The sequence below is a fragment of the Lelliottia sp. JS-SCA-14 genome (assembly GCF_035593345.1).
In the GTDB taxonomy this organism is placed as follows: Bacteria; Pseudomonadota; Gammaproteobacteria; order Enterobacterales; family Enterobacteriaceae; genus Enterobacter; species Enterobacter wanjuensis.
On record NZ_CP141606.1, the window covers coordinates 1,152,485 to 1,169,664 of the forward strand.

The window sequence follows — 17,180 nt, forward strand, 5'->3', positions numbered from 1 at the left end:
AGGAGAAAACAGCATGAAACGTGGAATCAAAGCACTCTTTATTACTCTTGCGATTGCCACTACGGGAATGAGTTGTAGCGCACTGGCGGCGACACCGGCGGCGAAGGCCCATACCGTTGCGACAACGGCGGAAGTCGCCAGTCCGGACGCTACCGCTTCACAGCCGAAGGCAACGGTGAGCAACAAAGCGGCCGATGACGAAAGTACCCGGGTCAGCATCAACTCGGCGTCGGCAGAAGATCTGGCGCGCGCCATGAACGGCGTGGGGCTTAAAAAGGCGCAGGCCATTGTCGGCTATCGCGACGAATACGGCCCGTTCAAAACGCTCGACGATCTCAAGCAGGTGCCGGGGATTGGCAGCGCACTGGTTGAGCGCAACCTCGCACACCTGACACTCTAATCACACAATAACTTGCACAGTGGCAAAATTTTGCCAGGATTAAGAGGTCATACCAGTTATGACCTCTTACCCTATAACAACTTCAAGGCTTGTGCGCTATGCAGACTCAGATCAAAGTACGCGGTTACCATCTCGACGTTTACCAGCACGTGAACAATGCTCGTTATCTCGAATTCCTCGAAGAGGCTCGCTGGGACGGGCTGGAAAACAGCGAAAGCTTCCAGTGGCTCACGGCGCACAACATCGCTTTTGTGGTTGCCAATATCAACATCAACTACCGCCGTCCGGCCGTGCTCGGCGATCGCCTGACGGTGACAAGCCAGTTGCAACAGCTAAACGGGAAAAGCGGCGTGTTGAGCCAGGTGGTAACGCTCGACCCGGAAGGGCAGGTTGTCGCTGATGCGCTGATTACCTTTGTCTGTATCGATTTGAAAACGCAGAAAGCGCTGCCGCTGGAAGGGGAATTACGCGAGAAGCTTGATCTGTTAATTGAATAATTTGCGACCGGGTGAAGGTCGTTCACCCGGTCAAACAGCGGCTTACTTCAGCCCGGTCTTTTTCTTCATCAGTGCCATCACCCCAGGCTTATCGGCCAGGTAGTGATTCAGGCCGTTGGCGCGCAGGTTACAGGCGGCGCATTGACCACAGCCATCACCTTTGATGCCGTTGTAGCAGGTCAGGGTTTCGTTGCGAACCAGGTCCAGTTTGCCCCAGTAATCGGCCAGCGCCCAGGTCTCAGCTTTATCGAGCCACATCAGCGGCGTTTCAAAGCGGGTCTCTTTTGCCATACCCAGATCGACGGCGTGATTGAGCGCTTTCACAAACTCGTCGCGGCAGTCCGGGTAGCCGGAGAAATCCGTTTCACACACGCCGGTGATCACCGCTTCGGCTTTCACCTGGTAGGCGTAAATGGCGGTCAGCGTCAGGAACAGAATATTGCGGCCAGGCACGAAGGTATTCGGAATGCCGCTCGAATCCGGCTCATAGTCGGGAACGGGAATACTGTCGCGCGTCAGGCTGCTGACGGCCAGTTCGTTTAACAGCGTGACGTCCAGCACCTTGTGCGCGCGGGCGCCAAGTTTCAGCGCCAGTTCGCGGGCAACGTCGATTTCAGCGCGGTGGCGCTGACCATAATCAAACGTCACGCAATGCACTTCATCATACTGATGCAGGGCCTGAACCAGACAGGTGGTGGAGTCCTGTCCTCCGCTGAACACGACGACGGCACGTTTCATAAATAAGTCTCAACAGTATCGGTAAAAACAATATGGTAACGTCTGGCACGCGTGGCGACCAGCTTCTTCACGCGCTCGGGGCCGGAAGCCAGGCCTGCGAAAAATCAAACCAGCCGCGGGTATTGAGGCGAATGCCGTTCACCCCCGGCGGGGCGCTGATCTGATACTGATAGTTAAACAGCGGCGTCAGCACCGCGTTTTCCATCAGATGGGTGAAAATCGACTGCAGGCCCGAGTGCCTGGCCTGCTCGCTGATCTGCATCTGTACCGCATCCAGCGTCGCCTGCAGGTGCGCAAACTGCGGCGCACTCAGCAGATGCGGCCACAGCGTGTCGCAGCGCAGCCACTGCTCCAGCGTATACCCCGGCGCTTCACCGATCAGCCTGTCGCCCATCATCAGATCGGCTTGTGCAAAATAGCTACAGCCGTCCCAGGTTTTCGCGTCGTGGAAAATGACCGTCAGCGTGCAGCCCTCTTTTGCCAGGTACTGTTTGAGCTGCTCGGCCATGGTGTGTAACTCGACCGGCAGATGGTAGATCAGGGTCAGCGCTTCGGGGAGCGCGACATCTTTCAGCTCCGGCCAGTCAGGGATCGTCCAGCCCGGCAGCAACTCATGCGCAGGGGTGATCAGGTTTTCATCCAGCGGCAGCGTGTGCAGAAGCGTGGTGTGATGGATGATATTGATGAGGCGCTGCGCCTGCCGTTTACTCAGGCGTCCGCTCTGTTTCAGGGTGAGATAGCAAAACCCGAGGCTGGTACTGCTGCTGACCAGCCGCAGATTCGCCAGTTCATCAGGCTCGCCGATGGCGATCTGTACCGGATGGCGACAGCTGGTGCCTAAATCCTGCTCGAAAAGTTGCGGGGTGATCCAGAATTCGATGGCCTTGAGCAACGGGTGGCTGAGATGGTACTGCTCATGACACTCCAGCCGCACCAGATCGGGATCAAATACGGCGAGACGGAATGGGCCGCTGCCGATCAACGGCTGCTCGGGATGGGCCAGACGACTGCAGTAGCTTGCCAGGCGATGCGCCAGCCAGTAATCCGGCTGGTGCAACACGAAGGTCAGGCACTGCGGGTGGGTCACCTCAACGTGAAGCACGCTGCTAAACAGGCGTCGCAGGGCGGGAAGGGCAAAGAGTTCCAGCAGACTGGCGCGCAGTTGCGCTGTTTCGACCTTATCGCCGTTATGCCAGTGCAGCGTCGAGCGAATGTAAAAGTGCCAGCGCAAGCCATCCGCCGACACCTCCCAGTGATGGGCAAGATCGCCAGCCGGTTCGCGGCTGTCGCCGTCAAACCGCGTCAGCCCGGAGAAGACCTGGCCGACCAGGTGCTGCTCCGCGCGCCCCGGTAAAAAGCCCGAATGGAGCGGATCGAGGGAGCGATAGTAGGGGATGCGCAGCGTCGGCGTGTCGTTCTGCCACTGCCCGCCGAGGAAAGGGTGAAGCAACGCGCGCAGTTCCGGGGCGTCGAGCTGTGCCAGCTCTAAGGCATCGTGTTGCAGCCCACGCGTCAGCGCCTGCTCCATCATCTCATTGCGCAGGCTGTCGGGCGTGACGTGAAAAGTTAAGGTGCCGCGTTTGCCGCGTCCGGATTGCGCTTGCCAGCTCAGCCAGCCCGCCTCCTGCGCCTGGCGCAACAGCGTACGCACGTGCCGCTCGCTGCAAAAGCAGCGTTCCGCCAGTTCCGCCACGGTAATCTGCTGAGGCTCACCGGCAGAGGGCTGCCAGAGGCGTTGAAACTGATTCAGTCTGTTGAGTTGACGCATCGTCGCTGCCCTGAGGATGAAAAGTTAATGCCAGTGGTACGCCTGACAGTGTTGACGCAGCAGATCCAGCAGCCGCCGCGCAGCAAAGGTCAGCGGCGATTTTTGCGAATACAGCACGTGATATTCCGCCTGCGGCAGGCTGTCGATATTCAGCATACACAGCTGGTCCTGCAAACCAAACGGGGCCTGCATCGCGCGCGCCACGATGGTCAGATAATCCGACGCTAATACCAGACTCAGCCCGGAGATCATCGAGTCCGTGCGAAGGGGCGTTTGCGCCAGCGGCGGCAGAAGCTCATTCACCGCCAGCTGCTGGTAATACCCCATATCGGTCTCCGGCAGCACCCAGCGTGCATTTTGCAGCGCGTCGAAGGTGGTTGCCTCCGCCAGCGGATGTCCTTTGCGAGCAATAATCCCGAACGAGGCATTGAACAGCGGCTCGCGCACCAGATCGTCCAGCGGGAACCCTGGCCCGGCGGTACCGACGGCAAAATCCAGTCGTCCTTCACGCAGGGCTGGTAACAGCATCGACAGCTGTCCCTCTTTCACCAGCAGCGTGGACTGGGGAAACTGCGCTTTGAAGGCGTCGTTGAGCGCCGGAAAAACCGTTACCGCGAGGAGGGAGGAGAATCCCATCGCCACCGCGCCCTGCGAGAACTGGTCGATCTGACGGATCTCATCGGCCGCCCGCTCCAGCTCCTCAAGAATAAACTGCATGCGCTGGGAAAAGGCCCGCCCGGTTTCCGTTAACGTCATCCCCTGATTCCCGCGCACGATCAGCCGGGTCTCTAGCGTCTGCTCCAGTTCACGCAAGGTTCTGCTGACCGCCGGTTGAGATAGCCCGAGCGCCCTGGCCGCGCCGCGAATACTGCCGCTGCGGATAACCTGTTGAAACACTTTCAGTTGCTGCAACTTTGGCAAATAACGCAACGCCAGCCCCTATCAGTAAAAAGTATCACCTGTACAAAAATTGTATCTTATGGCGGGGTGGTAAAGCTGCTAACGTCGATGAAGATAAAACAAAAAACGTTGTTGTTCAGTCTGTTATGTGATGCATGTCGCATTTTACCTTCACCTGTCGATACCCCTCCGGCGAGGTGATAACAAAAGAGATATCGGCTATGAAGAATCGTTTCCTGATGATTTTCCTGCTCTTTGTCGGCTATGTGGTGGTGTATCTCGACAAAACGGTGATGGGCTTTGCGCTCCTGCCCATCGAACGTGAATTTGACCTCCGTCCTGAACAGCTCGGGTATATCACCGGGATATTTTTCCTCGCCTATTCGCTGTTTCAAATCCCCGCTGGCTGGCTAAACGATAAGTTCGGCTACAAGAAAGTGCTGAGCATGTCCCTGTGCCTGCTCGGCGGCTTCGCGCTCTGCTTCGGCATGCTGGGCTTCGGCCTGGGGCTGCTGGTCACGTTCCGCTTTTTATCCGGCGTCGGCCATTCCGGCTATCCGTGCTCCTGTGCCAAAGCCGTTGTCTCTAATTTTCCCCTTGAAAAGCGCACCTTTGCCCAGTCGATCCTGCTCTCGTCGGCTGGTCTGGCGATGACCGCCGGGCCGCTGGTTGCGGTGTATAGCCTGAATTCGCTGGGCTGGCGCGGCTCCTTTTCGATCCTCGGTCTGCTGGCCTTTGCGATTGCGATCGCGATTATGCTGTGGGTGCCGAATCCGGCGCCGGTGAAAGCGCGTGCCGGAGCCGTGACCGGCTATCGCACGTTGCTGAAAAATCCGATTGTGGTCCTGCTCTTTATCTCGATCTTCTGCATCAACATTCCGTCCTACGGCCTGATGGCGTGGCTGCCGAAATATCTGGTGCAGCAGCGCGGAATGACGCTCGACGTTTCCGGGCTGGTGGTCGCCGCGGGTGGCCTGGGTATCTGGATCTCGTCCCTCGCCACCGGCTGGCTGGTGGGGCGCTATATGCAGGGCAAAGAGCCGAAAGTGATTTTCTGCTGCGCGCTGCTCAGTGCGCTGTGCATCTGGCTGGTCTACACCTCCACGTCGGCGCTGACCGCCGGGCTGCTGCTGTTCCTCGGCTACGTTTTCCTGATGGCCGCTTTCGTGACGGTCTTCACCCTGCCCATGAAACGGCTGCCGCCAGAGGTGATGGGCGCGGCGATGGGGATTATCAATACCGGCGGGACGCTGGGCGGGTTTGTCGCCCCGATTGCGATGGGCTATCTGATCACCGTCAGCCAGGGCTACCTGTCGACGTTTGTTTTTCTGGCGCTGGCAATGGTGGTTGCCGGGCTTGCCATGTTGCCGCTGGCGCTGAAAACGCGCCACGCATTAACTGAGGAGAAGTGTGATGGCATTTAATTTTGAAGCGATGCTGGCTGAAGTCAAAAACGATGTTTTACGCTGGCGCAGACACATTCATGCTCATCCTGAACTCTCATTTCAGGAGCATAACACCGCGGATTATATTGCCGGGGAACTGTCCGGTTTTGGCGGTCTGACGCTGACGCGCCTGACGCCCAACAGCGTGATTGCCGATCTGAAAGGCGCACATGATGGGCCGCGCTACGCGCTGCGGGCCGATATTGACGCGCTGCCGATTCAGGAAGAGAACGACGAAGCCTTTTGCTCGACGGTGCCGGGCGTGATGCACGCCTGTGGCCATGACGCTCATGCCGCGATGCTGCTCGGCGCCGCGAAAGTGCTGAGCCAGTGTCAGTCGATGCTGCACGGTTCGGTGCGTTTTATCTTCCAGCATGCGGAAGAGGTCCCGCCAGGCGGTGCGCAGGAGCTGGTGGATCTCGGCGTACTCGACGGCGTGGAGAAAATCTTCGGCCTGCACGTGATGCCGAACTTCCCGACCGGCGAAGTGGCGCTGAAAGAGGGCGTGTTCTGCGCATCGACGGATAACTTCGATATCACCATTGAGGGCAAAGGCGGCCACGGCTCGATGCCGCATCTGTGTATCGATCCGGTGACCATCGGCGCGGAAGTGGTGATGGCCCTGCAAAACGTGGTTTCACGCCGCACCGATCCGCTGCAGGTGCCGGTCCTGACCATCGCCACCTTCCAGAGCGGAGAGAGCTATAACGTCATTCCGGAGCGCGTCAAACTGGCGGGAACCCTGCGCACCCATCACGCCAGCGTGCGCCAGCAGGTGCCGCAGCAGATGGAGCAGATGATCGCCGGGATCACCGCCGCGCACGGGGCACGCTTTACCCTGACCTGGACGCGAGGCTACGCCAGCGGCAACAACCACGCGGACGCCTGTGCGATAGCCCGTAAAGTGGTGAGCGATGCGCTGGGGGAACAGGCGCTACGCGAGATGGCTCACCCGCTGTTCGGTGGGGAAGATTTTTCCTCATACCAGCAAAAAGTACCCGGCTGCTTCCTGTTCATCGGCAGCGGGAATGAAAGCATCGGCGCGACTTACGGGGTCCACAATCCACGATTCCGCCTGGATGAGGCGGCGCTGCAGATTGGCGTCAAACTCCATGTCGGTTTTATTCAGCACCTGTTAATTAATCAGGCCTGATTTTCACTCCTTTAAAAACGCTGCCCCGGCAGCGTTTTTGTATAAACCCGGAACAATAATCCTCATCTATTCACTATTACTTCCGTATATTGCGGGCAATACTGATCCCCAGATTAACCCCACCACCTTTTTGGAGTCATCATGGCGCGGCTTGCAGCATTTGATATGGACGGCACGCTCTTAATGCCGGATCACCGCTTGGGAGACAAAACCCTGAGTACGCTGAAGCGGCTGCATGAGCGTGATATCACCCTGACGTTTGCCACCGGCCGTCACGTGCTGGAGATGTGTCACCTGCTCGGCAAACTGTCGATGGATGCGTTTCTGATCACCGGCAACGGGACGCGCATTCACTCTGTCGAAGGCGACGTCTTACACCGTCAGGATCTCGACCCGGAAGTGGCGGACCTGGTCCTGCACAGCACCTGGGATACCCAGGCCAGCATTCATGTTTTCAATGATACCGGCTGGCTCACGGGCGAAGAGATCCCGGAACTGCTGAAAGCCCACGTCTACAGCGGCTTTCGCTACCAGCTCACGGATCTGCGCCGTCTTCCTGCGCACTCGGTGACCAAGATCTGTTTCTGCGGCGATCACGACGATCTGTGCCGTCTGCGTATTCAGCTCAATGACGTATTGGGCGACCGGGCGCATCTGACGTTTTCGGCGGTAGAGTGCCTCGAAGTGCTGCCGGTGGGATGTAACAAAGGTTCCGCGCTGGCGGTGCTGAGCGACCACTTAGGTCTGACGATGCAGGATTGTATGGCATTTGGCGATGCCATGAACGACCGCGAGATGCTGGGCAGCGTCGGCCGCGGTGTGATTATGGGAAATGCGATGCCACAGCTGAAGGCTGAGCTTTCGCATCTCCCGGTTATTGGGCATTGCCGTAACGAAGCGGTGTCCCACTTTTTGACTCATTGGCTGGATAAACCAAACCTCCCGTATTCCCCCGAATAGTGAGACCCTTCCAGCAAGCCAGGCACATAGCCTGGCTTTTTTTTATTTTGTCATCTGCGCAATCTGCGCTTTCCACGGCTCAATATCGCCGATATTCGCTCTGACCCATTCTGCATTGTAATAGGTGTCCAGATAGCGCTCGCCGCTGTCGCACAGCAGGGTGACGATAGAACCGGTCCGGCCCTCTTCGCGCATCCGCACCGCCAGCTGTAACGCGCCCCACATATTGGTGCCCGTAGATGCGCCCACTTTGCGGCCCAGCTGCGTTTCCAGCCAGTGCGCCGTGGCAACGCTGGCCGCATCCGGCACGCGCAGCATCTCATCGACCACATCGGGAATGAAGGACGGCTCCACACGGGGGCGTCCAATCCCTTCGATTTTACTGCCCACCGGGCTGCGCAGGCTGGCGTCGCGGTGTTGCCAGTAGTCGAGGAATACCGAGTTCTGCGGATCCACGACCATCAGTTTGGTGTCGTAACCCTGGCAGCGAATATAGCGGCCAATGGTGGCGGACGTCCCGCCGGTCCCCGCACTCATCACGATGTACGACGGCTCCGGGTGCGGTTCATTGTTCATCTGGCGGAAAATGCTGTCGGCGATGTTGTTATTCCCGCGCCAGTCGGTTGCGCGTTCGGCGAAGGTAAACTGGTCCATATAATGGCCGTTCAGCTCGCGAGCGAGCATCTCCGAAGCGGCGTAGATTTCGCAGGCGCTCTCAACGAAGTGGCAGCGTCCGCCGTAAAACTCGATCTGCTCGATTTTGCGTTTCGCGGTGCAGGAGGGCATGACGGCGATAAACGGCAGGCCAAGCAGACGGGCGAAATAGGCCTCGGAGACGGCGGTTGAACCCGACGAGGATTCAATGATGGTGGTGCCTTCTTTGATCCAGCCGTTGCACAACCCGTACAGGAACAGGGAGCGCGCCAGACGGTGCTTCAGGCTGCCGGTCGGATGGGTGCTTTCATCTTTGAGGTACAGCTGAATGCCGGGAAAACCCGGCAGCGCCAGGCGGATGAGGTGCGTGTCCGCCGAGCGTTGATAGTCGGCATTGATTTCGCTGATCGCGTGTTTGACCCAGGTGCTATTCATCGTGTCTATCCGTTTGTCATTTTGTGCCCAGCATAGCGAAAAGCACAGAAAAAATTGTTGCTATCTGGCCTTTAAAATAGAATGTCAGGAGAAAATTATTCTCTGAGAGGTGGGGTATGTTAGATAAAATTGACCGCAAGCTGCTCTCCTTACTGCAAAAGGACTGCACCCTCTCTTTGCAGGCACTCGCCGATGCCGTTAATCTGACCACCACGCCGTGCTGGAAACGCCTTAAAAGACTGGAAGACGACGGGGTTTTGCTCGGGCGCGTGGCGCTGCTCGATCCCGAAAAACTGGGGCTTGGATTGACCGCGTTTGTTCTGATAAAAACGCAGCACCACAGCAGCGACTGGTACTGCCGGTTTGTCACCGAAGTCTCCGAGATGCCCGAAGTGCTTGGCTTCTGGCGCATGGCCGGGGAATACGACTATCTGATGCGCGTCCAGGTGGCGGACATGAAACGCTACGACGACTTCTACAAGCGGCTGGTGAACAGCGTGCCGGGTCTGTCGGACGTCACCTCCAGTTTCGCCATGGAACAGATTAAATACACCACAGCGTTACCCATTGAATAACTCAAACAATACCTTCAGGAATTGACCGCGTGCGATTATTTGCTCAGTTAAGCTGGTACTTCCGCCGGGAGTGGCGACGCTATCTCGGCGCAGTGGCCCTGCTTATTATCATTGCCATCCTCCAGCTGATCCCGCCGAAAGTGGTGGGCTATGTGGTGGACGGCGTCACGGAACAACATTACACCACCGCACGGGTGATGATGTGGGTAGGCACGCTGGTCCTGACCGCGGTGATTGTCTATCTGCTGCGCTACGTCTGGCGCGTGCTGCTGTTCGGAGCGTCCTATCAGCTCGCCGTCGAACTGCGCGAAGATTTTTACCGCCAGCTCAGCCGCCAGCATCCTGAATTCTACTTGCGCCACCGCACGGGCGATCTGATCGCGCGCGCCACCAACGACGTGGATCGCGTGGTGTTCGCCGCCGGGGAAGGGGTGTTAACTCTGGTCGATTCGCTGGTGATGGGCTGCGCGGTGCTGATCGTGATGTCGACGCAGATCAGCTGGCAGTTAACCCTGCTGGCGCTGCTGCCTATGCCGCTGATGGCGCTGGCGATCAACCGCTTTGGCGAGCAGCTGCACGAGCGTTTCAAGCTGGCTCAGGCGGCGTTCTCCTCCCTGAACGACAGAACCCAGGAGAGCATGACCAGTATCCGCATGATCAAAGCCTTCGGTCTGGAAGATCGCCAGTCGGCGCAGTTCGCCGCCGACGCCGCCGATACGGGAGCCAAAAACCTGCGCGTGGCGCGCATCGACGCGCGCTTCGACCCGACGATTTACATCGCCATTGGCACCGCCAACCTGCTCGCCATCGGCGGCGGGAGCTGGATGGTAGTCAATGGCTCCATGACTCTTGGGCAACTGACCAGTTTCGCCATGTACCTTGGGCTGATGATCTGGCCGATGCTGGCCCTGGCCTGGATGTTTAACATCGTCGAGCGCGGCAGCGCGGCGTACAGCCGTATTCGCTCGATGCTGGCGGAAGCGCCGGTGGTGAACGACGGCACCGAATCCGTGCCGGAAGGGCGCGGGGTGCTGAAGGTGGCGGTGACTGAATTTTCCTATCCGCAAACCGAGCGCCCGACGCTGGAAAACGTCAATTTTGAACTGCTTCCGGGGCAGATGCTCGGTATCTGCGGCCCGACGGGCGCGGGCAAGAGCACGGTACTGTCACTGATTCAGCGTCACTTTGATGTCACCAAAGGCGATATCCGTTTCCACGACATTCCCCTGACCCGCTTACAGCTGGACGCCTGGCGCAGCCGCCTGGCGGTGGTCAGCCAGACGCCGTTCCTGTTCTCCGATACGGTCGCCAATAACATCGCGCTGGGCCATCCGGCGGCGACGCAGGAAGAGATCGAGCACGTGGCGCGTCTGGCCAGCGTTCATGACGATATTCTGCGTCTGCCGCAGGGTTACGCCACCGAAGTGGGCGAGCGCGGCGTGATGCTCTCGGGCGGACAGAAACAGCGTATCTCCATTGCCCGCGCGCTGCTGCTCAACGCCGAAATTCTGATCCTTGACGACGCGCTCTCCGCCGTCGACGGGCGTACCGAGCACCAGATCCTGCACAACCTGCGCCAGTGGGGCGAGGGACGCACGGTCATTATCAGCGCCCACCGTCTGTCGGCCCTGACGGAAGCGAATGAAATTCTGGTGATGCAGCACGGGCATGTTGCCCAGCGCGGGCATCACGACCAGCTGGCGGAACAGTCCGGGTGGTATCGCGACATGTATCGCTATCAACAGCTGGAGGCGGCGCTGGATGACGCGCCGGACCTGAACGAGGAGGCCACCCATGCGTAAGTTTACCCAGCTGTGGCCGACCCTGAAACGCCTGCTGGCCTACGGTTCGCCGTGGCGCAAACCGCTGTCGATTGCGGTGGTGATGCTGTGGGTGGCGGCGATCGCAGAAGTCAGCGGCCCGCTGCTGATCAGCTATTTCATCGACAACATGGTGGCGAAAAGCTATCTTCCGCTCGGCCTGGTGGCCGGGCTGGGCGCGGCCTATGTCGGGCTTCAGCTACTGGCGGCGTCTCTGCATTACGCTCAGTCGCTGCTGTTTAACCAGGCGGCGGTCGGCGTGGTGCAGCAGCTGCGCACCGACGTGATGGATGCGGCCCTGCGTCAGCCGTTGAGCGAATTTGATACCCAGCCTGTCGGCCAGGTGATCTCTCGCGTCACCAACGATACGGAAGTGATCCGCGATCTGTACGTCACCGTGGTGGCGACGGTGCTGCGCAGTGCGGCGCTGGTCGGCGCGATGCTGGTGGCGATGTTCAGCCTCGACTGGCGGATGGCGCTGGTGGCGATCACCATTTTCCCGGCGGTGATGATCGTGATGATCATTTACCAGCGCTACAGCACGCCGATTGTGCGTCGGGTTCGCGGTTATCTGGCGGATATCAACGACGGCTTTAACGAAGTCATCAACGGCATGAGCGTTATCCAGCAGTTCCGCCAGCAGGCACGGTTTGGTGAACGCATGGGCGAGGCGAGCCGCTCGCACTATATGGCGCGCATGCAAACCCTGCGTCTGGATGGTTTCCTGCTGCGTCCGCTGCTGAGCCTGTTCTCGGCGCTGGTGCTGTGCGGTCTGCTGATGCTGTTTGGTTTCGGTTCGGGCGGCACGATGGAAGTGGGCGTGCTGTATGCGTTTATCAGCTACCTCGGGCGTCTGAACGAGCCGCTGATCGAACTGACGACCCAGCAGTCGATGCTGCAACAGGCGGTGGTCGCTGGTGAGCGCGTCTTCGAGCTGATGGACAGGCCGCGCCAGACCTACGGCAACGATGAGCGCGAACTGCAGAGCGGGTCAATCGCGATCGATCATGTCTCCTTTGCCTATCGCGAAGATCGCCTGGTGCTGCAGGATATTGATCTTGATATTCCGTCGCGCAGTTTTGTCGCCCTGGTCGGGCACACGGGGAGCGGGAAAAGTACTCTCGCCAGTCTGCTGATGGGTTACTACCCGCTGACGCAGGGTGAAATCCGCCTCGACGGGCGTCCGCTCTCGACGTTGAGCCACGGCGTGCTGCGCAAAGGGGTTGCGATGGTCCAGCAGGATCCTGTCGTCATGGCCGACTCCTTCTTTGCCAACGTCACGCTGGGCCGTCCGTTCAGCGAGGCGCAGGTCTGGGACGTGCTGGAGAAAGTCCAGCTCGCGGAACTGGCGCGTGAAATGAGCGACGGGATCTACACCAAACTCGGCGAGCAGGGGAACAATCTCTCCGTCGGGCAGAAGCAGCTGCTGGCGCTGGCGCGCGTTCTGATTGAAACGCCGCAGGTGCTGATCCTTGATGAAGCCACGGCCAGCATCGACTCCGGCACGGAGCAGGCCATCCAGCAGGCACTGGCGGAGGTGCGCGAGCACACGACGCTGGTAGTGATCGCTCACCGCCTGTCGACAATCGTCGAAGCCGATACCATCCTGGTGCTGCATCGCGGGCAGGCCGTCGAGCGCGGCACGCACCGTGAGCTGCTGGAAGCGAAAGGTCGCTACTGGCAGATGTATCAGCTGCAGCTGGCCGGAGAAGAGCTGGCCGCCAGCACGCGCGAAGAGGAGTCCCTCAGCGCCTGATGCACCAAAATACCGCAAGCCGCTAACAGGGATTTCTGTTGGTGCAAAAATGAAACGCACCCTGCACTGTCATGGTGCGTTTTTTTTATCCATTTCTGCGCAATCGCCATTTTCTGCCTTTCCCGCCTGATTTCCCGCCGGTTTTAAACTCTGGCACATCCCTTGCAATACCTCTGTTGTAAACGCGGGCCATTATGAATTCTGACTGGAGAGGAACTATGAAGCTGGTTACGGTTGTCATTAAACCATTCAAACTCGAAGACGTTCGTGAAGCACTGTCTTCAATGGGGATTCAGGGACTGACGGTTACCGAAGTGAAAGGCTTTGGGCGTCAGAAGGGCCATGCGGAGCTGTATCGCGGGGCCGAATACAGCGTCAACTTCCTGCCGAAAGTGAAGATTGATGTGGCTATCGCTGACGACCAGCTCGACGAGGTGATCGATGTCGTGAGCAAAGCGGCTTACACCGGAAAAATTGGCGACGGCAAAATTTTCGTTGCCGAATTGCAGCGCGTCATTCGCATCCGTACGGGCGAATCTGACGAAGCGGCACTGTAAGTAACTCCTGGCACACAGTGATAGGGATCGAGAAAATGAACAAATCAACAATCAAAACAGCTCTGGGGTCTCTGGCACTGCTGCCGGGGCTGGCGATGGCGGCTCCTGCGGTGGCCGACAAAGCAGACAACGCCTTTATGATGATCTGCACCGCGCTGGTGCTGTTCATGACCATTCCGGGCATCGCGCTGTTTTACGGCGGCCTGATCCGCGGTAAGAACGTGCTGTCCATGCTGACGCAGGTCGCGGTGACCTTCGCGCTGGTGTGCGTCCTGTGGGTGGTGTATGGCTACTCGCTGGCCTTCGGCGAGGGCAACGCCTTCTTCGGCAACTTTAACTGGGCGATGCTGAAAAATATTCAGCTGACCGCACTGATGGGCAGCTTCTATCAGTACATTCACGTCGCGTTCCAGGGCTCGTTCGCCTGTATCACCGTCGGTCTGATTGTCGGTGCGCTGGCAGAACGTATTCGCTTCTCCGCGGTGCTGATTTTTGTGGTGGTGTGGCTGACGCTCTCCTATGTGCCCATCGCGCACATGGTCTGGGGCGGTGGTCTGCTGGCGTCACACGGCGCGCTGGACTTCGCGGGCGGTACTGTGGTGCACATTAACGCGGCTGTCGCGGGCCTGGTCGGGGCATACCTGATTGGCAAACGCGTGGGCTTTGGTAAAGAGGCGTTCAAACCGCACAACCTGCCGATGGTCTTCACCGGTACGGCAATCCTTTACTTTGGCTGGTTCGGCTTCAACGCTGGTTCCGCGAGTGCCGCTAACGAAATCGCAGCGCTGGCCTTTGTGAACACCGTGGTGGCAACCGCTGGCGCAATCCTCTCCTGGGTGTTTGGTGAGTGGGTGGTGCGCGGTAAGCCTTCTCTGCTGGGTGCCTGTTCCGGCGCGATTGCCGGTCTGGTTGGCATCACCCCGGCGTGCGGTTACGTCGGTGTGGGCGGCGCGCTGCTGATTGGTCTCGTCTCCGGTCTCGCGGGTCTGTGGGGCGTCACGGCGCTGAAACGTATTCTGCGCGTGGATGACCCTTGCGATGTGTTCGGTGTCCACGGCGTGTGCGGGATCGTAGGCTGCATCATGACCGGTATCTTTGCGGCCACGTCGCTCGGCGGTGTGGGCTACGCAGAAGGCGTGACCATGGGTCATCAGCTGCTGGTTCAGCTGGAAAGCATCGGCCTCACCATCGTCTGGTCGGGTGTCGTGGCCTTCATCGGCTACAAACTGGCTGACCTGACCGTGGGCCTGCGCGTACCGGAAGAGCAGGAGCGCGAAGGTCTGGATGTGAACAGCCACGGCGAGAATGCGTATAACGCCTAAGGTAAAAGCAAAACGGCAACGAGAGTTGCCGTTTTTAGTGTTTTCTCCCTCTCCCAGTTGGAGAGGGCATCAGACCGCACAAATCACCCCCGATTGCGCATCACCCCTTCCTGCACCGTCGACGCCACCAATACGCCATCCTGAGTATAAAACTCCCCGCGCACAAACCCGCGCGCACTCGACGCCGAGGTGCTTTCCACGCTGTACAGCAGCCACTCGTTCATGTCGAACGGACGGTGGAACCACATGGAATGATCGATGGTCGCGACCTGCATCCCTTTTTCAAGGAAGCCGACGCCGTGCGGCTGCAGCGCCACCGGCAGGAAGTTGAAATCGGACGCGTAGCCCAGCAAATACTGATGGACGCGAAGATCCTGCGGCATCGTACCATTAGCACGGATCCACACCTGACGTTTTGGCTCGGCGATGTGACCCTTCATCGGGTTATGGAACTCCACCGGGCGGATCTCAAGCGGTTTATCGCAGAGGAATTTTTCTTTCACCTGCGGCGGCAACAGATGCGCCAGCGCGCGGGCGATATCGGTTTCGGATTTCAGATCGTCCGGTGCCGGGGCGGGCGGCATCGTTTTTTGATGCTCATACCCGCTTTCCGGTGCCTGGAACGAGGCCGTCATATAAAAAATCGGCTTACCGTTCTGAATGGCCGCCACGCGACGGGCGCTAAAGCTGTTGCCGTCGCGCAGTACTTCGACGTCATAGATAATGGGTTTCGCGCTGTCGCCAGGGCGTAAAAAATAGCTGTGAAACGAATGCACCAGACGGTCTGCGGGCACGGTCTCTTTGGCGGCATACAGCGCCTGGCCGACCACCTGACCGCCGAAAACCTGGCGTAAGCCGAGGTCTTCGCTCTGTCCGCGGAAGAGTCCTTCTTCAATTTTTTCCAGATTCAGTAATGTCAGCAGATTGTTCAGTGCTTGACTCATAGTCGTCCTCAATAAAGCGCCACAGCGAAAGATAGAGTCATTATAACGTAAAAAGGAAAGTGGTCCGATGGGTGCAATAATCTGAATAATCGGTGGAATCCAGGCATATATAAGTGATTTGTGCCACACTTAGTCACGTTATGTTTTTGTTAACGACCCCCTGGCGGGATCGATCCCGCTGGTGCATTGATGATAAGGAGAACTCAATGAAACTCGTGCACATGTTAAGTGGTTTAGCGGTAGCCGTTGCTCTGTCTGCCTGCGCGGATAAAAGTGCAGATATCCAGACGCCAGCGCCAAACCCAAATGCCGCTGGGGCGACGACACAGCCAACCATGCAGCAACCTAACGTTTCCGGTACCGTTTGGATCCGCCAGAAAGTGGCCCTGCCGCCGGATGCGGTGTTAACCGTGACGCTGTCTGATGCCTCACTGGCGGATGCGCCGTCTAAAGTGCTGTCGCAGAAAGCGGTCCGTACCGAAGGGAAACAGTCACCGTTCAGCTTCGTGCTGCCGTTTAACCCGGCAGATATCCAGCCTAAGGCGCGCATCTTGCTGAGTGCGGCGATTACCGTGAATGACAAACTGGTGTTTATCACCGATACGGTACAGCCGGTGATCAACGAAGGTGGGACCAAAGCCGATCTGACGCTGGTTCCGGTACAGCAGACTGCCGTGCCGATGCAGCAGGGCGGTGGTGCCGCGACGACGGTTCCGTCAACCTCGCCAACTCAGGTTAACCCGTCTTCTGCCGTTCCGGCTCCGACGAAATACTAAGCCTGACCTTTGCCCTCTCCTCACCGGGGAGGGCAGTTAATAAATCCAGCGATACTTCTGCATATCAATCTTGCCCTTTCCCGACACCTGAACGCCTTCTGAGAGTAATGCCTGCCGCTGACGCTGCAAGTCAGGTCCCGTCAGAGAAATCTCGCCATGACGATTCACCACCCGATACCAGGGCAGGGAGCTGCCTTCCGGCAGACGTTTCAGCACGCCGCCCACCTGTCGCGCTGCGCGCGGAGAACCTGCCAGACGGGCCACATCGCCGTAGGTGGTGACATAGCCTTCCGGAATCGAGGCGATAATCTGCCATACCCGCTGGGGGAAAGAGTCGTGTTCATCCATGGGAGAACTCCTGTTGAAGAGATCGCGACTGAACGTTAAGGAACATGCGCGGGAATGTCGGGTCTAAAAGGAGAGGTATAATACCTGATTATTTTCACGGTTTGCGCAATAAACCAGCATCCGGTCGCGGTT

17 protein-coding genes are annotated in these 17,180 nt (G+C 58.6%); 11 read left to right on the plus strand and 6 right to left on the minus strand.

What is annotated here, in order from left to right:
• The first annotated feature begins 13 nt into the window (after positions 1 to 13).
• Both U9O48_RS05335 and U9O48_RS05340 read left to right on the plus strand, forming a co-directional pair.
• Positions 14 to 400: a helix-hairpin-helix domain-containing protein gene (locus U9O48_RS05335; RefSeq protein WP_324723735.1), complete on the plus strand. Its 387-nt coding sequence runs from the start codon at positions 14 to 16 to the stop codon at positions 398 to 400.
• A gap of 98 nt (positions 401 to 498) precedes the next feature.
• Positions 499 to 897 carry a YbgC/FadM family acyl-CoA thioesterase gene (locus U9O48_RS05340; protein WP_095281007.1) on the plus strand — a complete coding sequence of 133 codons (399 nt, stop codon included), beginning with the start codon at positions 499 to 501 and terminating at the stop codon, positions 895 to 897.
• Between the two features lie 42 nt (positions 898 to 939).
• On the opposite strand, the gene queC is transcribed toward U9O48_RS05340, so the two are convergent.
• From queC to U9O48_RS05355, 3 genes are all read right to left on the minus strand, one after another.
• Entirely contained in the window at positions 940 to 1,635 is a 696-nt protein-coding gene (gene queC / locus U9O48_RS05345; protein WP_282492621.1) for a 7-cyano-7-deazaguanine synthase QueC, read from the minus strand.
• 67 nt (positions 1,636 to 1,702) lie between these two features.
• Complete coding sequence (locus tag U9O48_RS05350; RefSeq protein WP_324723736.1) at positions 1,703 to 3,403, minus strand: SgrR family transcriptional regulator; 1,701 nt, start codon at positions 3,401 to 3,403, stop codon at positions 1,703 to 1,705.
• Positions 3,404 to 3,427: 24 nt separating this feature from the next.
• Positions 3,428 to 4,333 (minus strand): LysR substrate-binding domain-containing protein, encoded by a 906-nt coding sequence (locus tag U9O48_RS05355; RefSeq protein WP_282492619.1) that lies wholly within the window; start codon positions 4,331 to 4,333, stop codon positions 3,428 to 3,430.
• A 191-nt stretch (positions 4,334 to 4,524) separates the two neighbouring features.
• Between U9O48_RS05355 and U9O48_RS05360 the strand changes: the two genes are divergently transcribed.
• From U9O48_RS05360 to cof, 3 genes are all read left to right on the plus strand, one after another.
• Positions 4,525 to 5,727 (plus strand): MFS transporter, encoded by a 1,203-nt coding sequence (locus tag U9O48_RS05360; protein ID WP_282492618.1) that lies wholly within the window; start codon positions 4,525 to 4,527, stop codon positions 5,725 to 5,727.
• Positions 5,717 to 6,901 carry an amidohydrolase gene (locus U9O48_RS05365; RefSeq protein WP_324723738.1) on the plus strand — a complete coding sequence of 395 codons (1,185 nt, stop codon included), beginning with the start codon at positions 5,717 to 5,719 and terminating at the stop codon, positions 6,899 to 6,901. The genes U9O48_RS05360 and U9O48_RS05365 overlap by 11 nt, the downstream gene beginning before the upstream one ends.
• Before the next feature lie 141 nt (positions 6,902 to 7,042).
• Positions 7,043 to 7,861: an HMP-PP phosphatase gene (gene cof, locus U9O48_RS05370; protein ID WP_285158304.1), complete on the plus strand. Its 819-nt coding sequence runs from the start codon at positions 7,043 to 7,045 to the stop codon at positions 7,859 to 7,861.
• Between the two features lie 42 nt (positions 7,862 to 7,903).
• Here cof and U9O48_RS05375 read toward each other — a convergent pair whose 3' ends face one another.
• On the minus strand, positions 7,904 to 8,950 hold the full coding sequence (locus U9O48_RS05375; RefSeq protein ID WP_282492615.1) for a PLP-dependent cysteine synthase family protein: 1,047 nt from the start codon (positions 8,948 to 8,950) through the stop codon (positions 7,904 to 7,906).
• 116 nt (positions 8,951 to 9,066) lie between these two features.
• Here U9O48_RS05375 and U9O48_RS05380 point away from each other — a divergent pair, with 116 nt between their 5' ends.
• The 5 genes from U9O48_RS05380 to amtB all read left to right on the plus strand — a co-directional run bounded on the left by U9O48_RS05380 (position 9,067) and on the right by amtB (position 14,980).
• On the plus strand, positions 9,067 to 9,525 hold the full coding sequence (locus U9O48_RS05380; protein ID WP_012016320.1) for an Lrp/AsnC family transcriptional regulator: 459 nt from the start codon (positions 9,067 to 9,069) through the stop codon (positions 9,523 to 9,525).
• 29 nt (positions 9,526 to 9,554) lie between these two features.
• On the plus strand, positions 9,555 to 11,327 hold the full coding sequence (locus tag U9O48_RS05385) for a SmdA family multidrug ABC transporter permease/ATP-binding protein (protein WP_285158303.1): 1,773 nt from the start codon (positions 9,555 to 9,557) through the stop codon (positions 11,325 to 11,327).
• Entirely contained in the window at positions 11,320 to 13,101 is a 1,782-nt protein-coding gene (locus U9O48_RS05390) for a SmdB family multidrug efflux ABC transporter permease/ATP-binding protein (protein WP_285145201.1), read from the plus strand. The genes U9O48_RS05385 and U9O48_RS05390 overlap by 8 nt, the downstream gene beginning before the upstream one ends.
• Before the next feature lie 218 nt (positions 13,102 to 13,319).
• Complete coding sequence (glnK, locus tag U9O48_RS05395) at positions 13,320 to 13,658, plus strand: P-II family nitrogen regulator (protein ID WP_006809867.1); 339 nt, start codon at positions 13,320 to 13,322, stop codon at positions 13,656 to 13,658.
• A gap of 35 nt (positions 13,659 to 13,693) precedes the next feature.
• A complete protein-coding gene (gene amtB, locus U9O48_RS05400) occupies positions 13,694 to 14,980 on the plus strand; it encodes an ammonium transporter AmtB (protein ID WP_324723742.1) in 1,287 nt (428 codons plus the stop codon).
• Positions 14,981 to 15,063: 83 nt separating this feature from the next.
• Here the strand turns inward: amtB and tesB are convergent, their stop codons facing one another.
• On the minus strand, positions 15,064 to 15,924 hold the full coding sequence (gene tesB, locus U9O48_RS05405) for an acyl-CoA thioesterase II (protein ID WP_282492611.1): 861 nt from the start codon (positions 15,922 to 15,924) through the stop codon (positions 15,064 to 15,066).
• Between the two features lie 206 nt (positions 15,925 to 16,130).
• Here tesB and U9O48_RS05410 point away from each other — a divergent pair, with 206 nt between their 5' ends.
• Positions 16,131 to 16,700 (plus strand): YbaY family lipoprotein, encoded by a 570-nt coding sequence (locus tag U9O48_RS05410; protein WP_282492610.1) that lies wholly within the window; start codon positions 16,131 to 16,133, stop codon positions 16,698 to 16,700.
• A gap of 36 nt (positions 16,701 to 16,736) precedes the next feature.
• Here U9O48_RS05410 and U9O48_RS05415 read toward each other — a convergent pair whose 3' ends face one another.
• Positions 16,737 to 17,048: an MGMT family protein gene (locus U9O48_RS05415; protein WP_285145198.1), complete on the minus strand. Its 312-nt coding sequence runs from the start codon at positions 17,046 to 17,048 to the stop codon at positions 16,737 to 16,739.
• Positions 17,049 to 17,180: the final 132 nt, after the last annotated feature.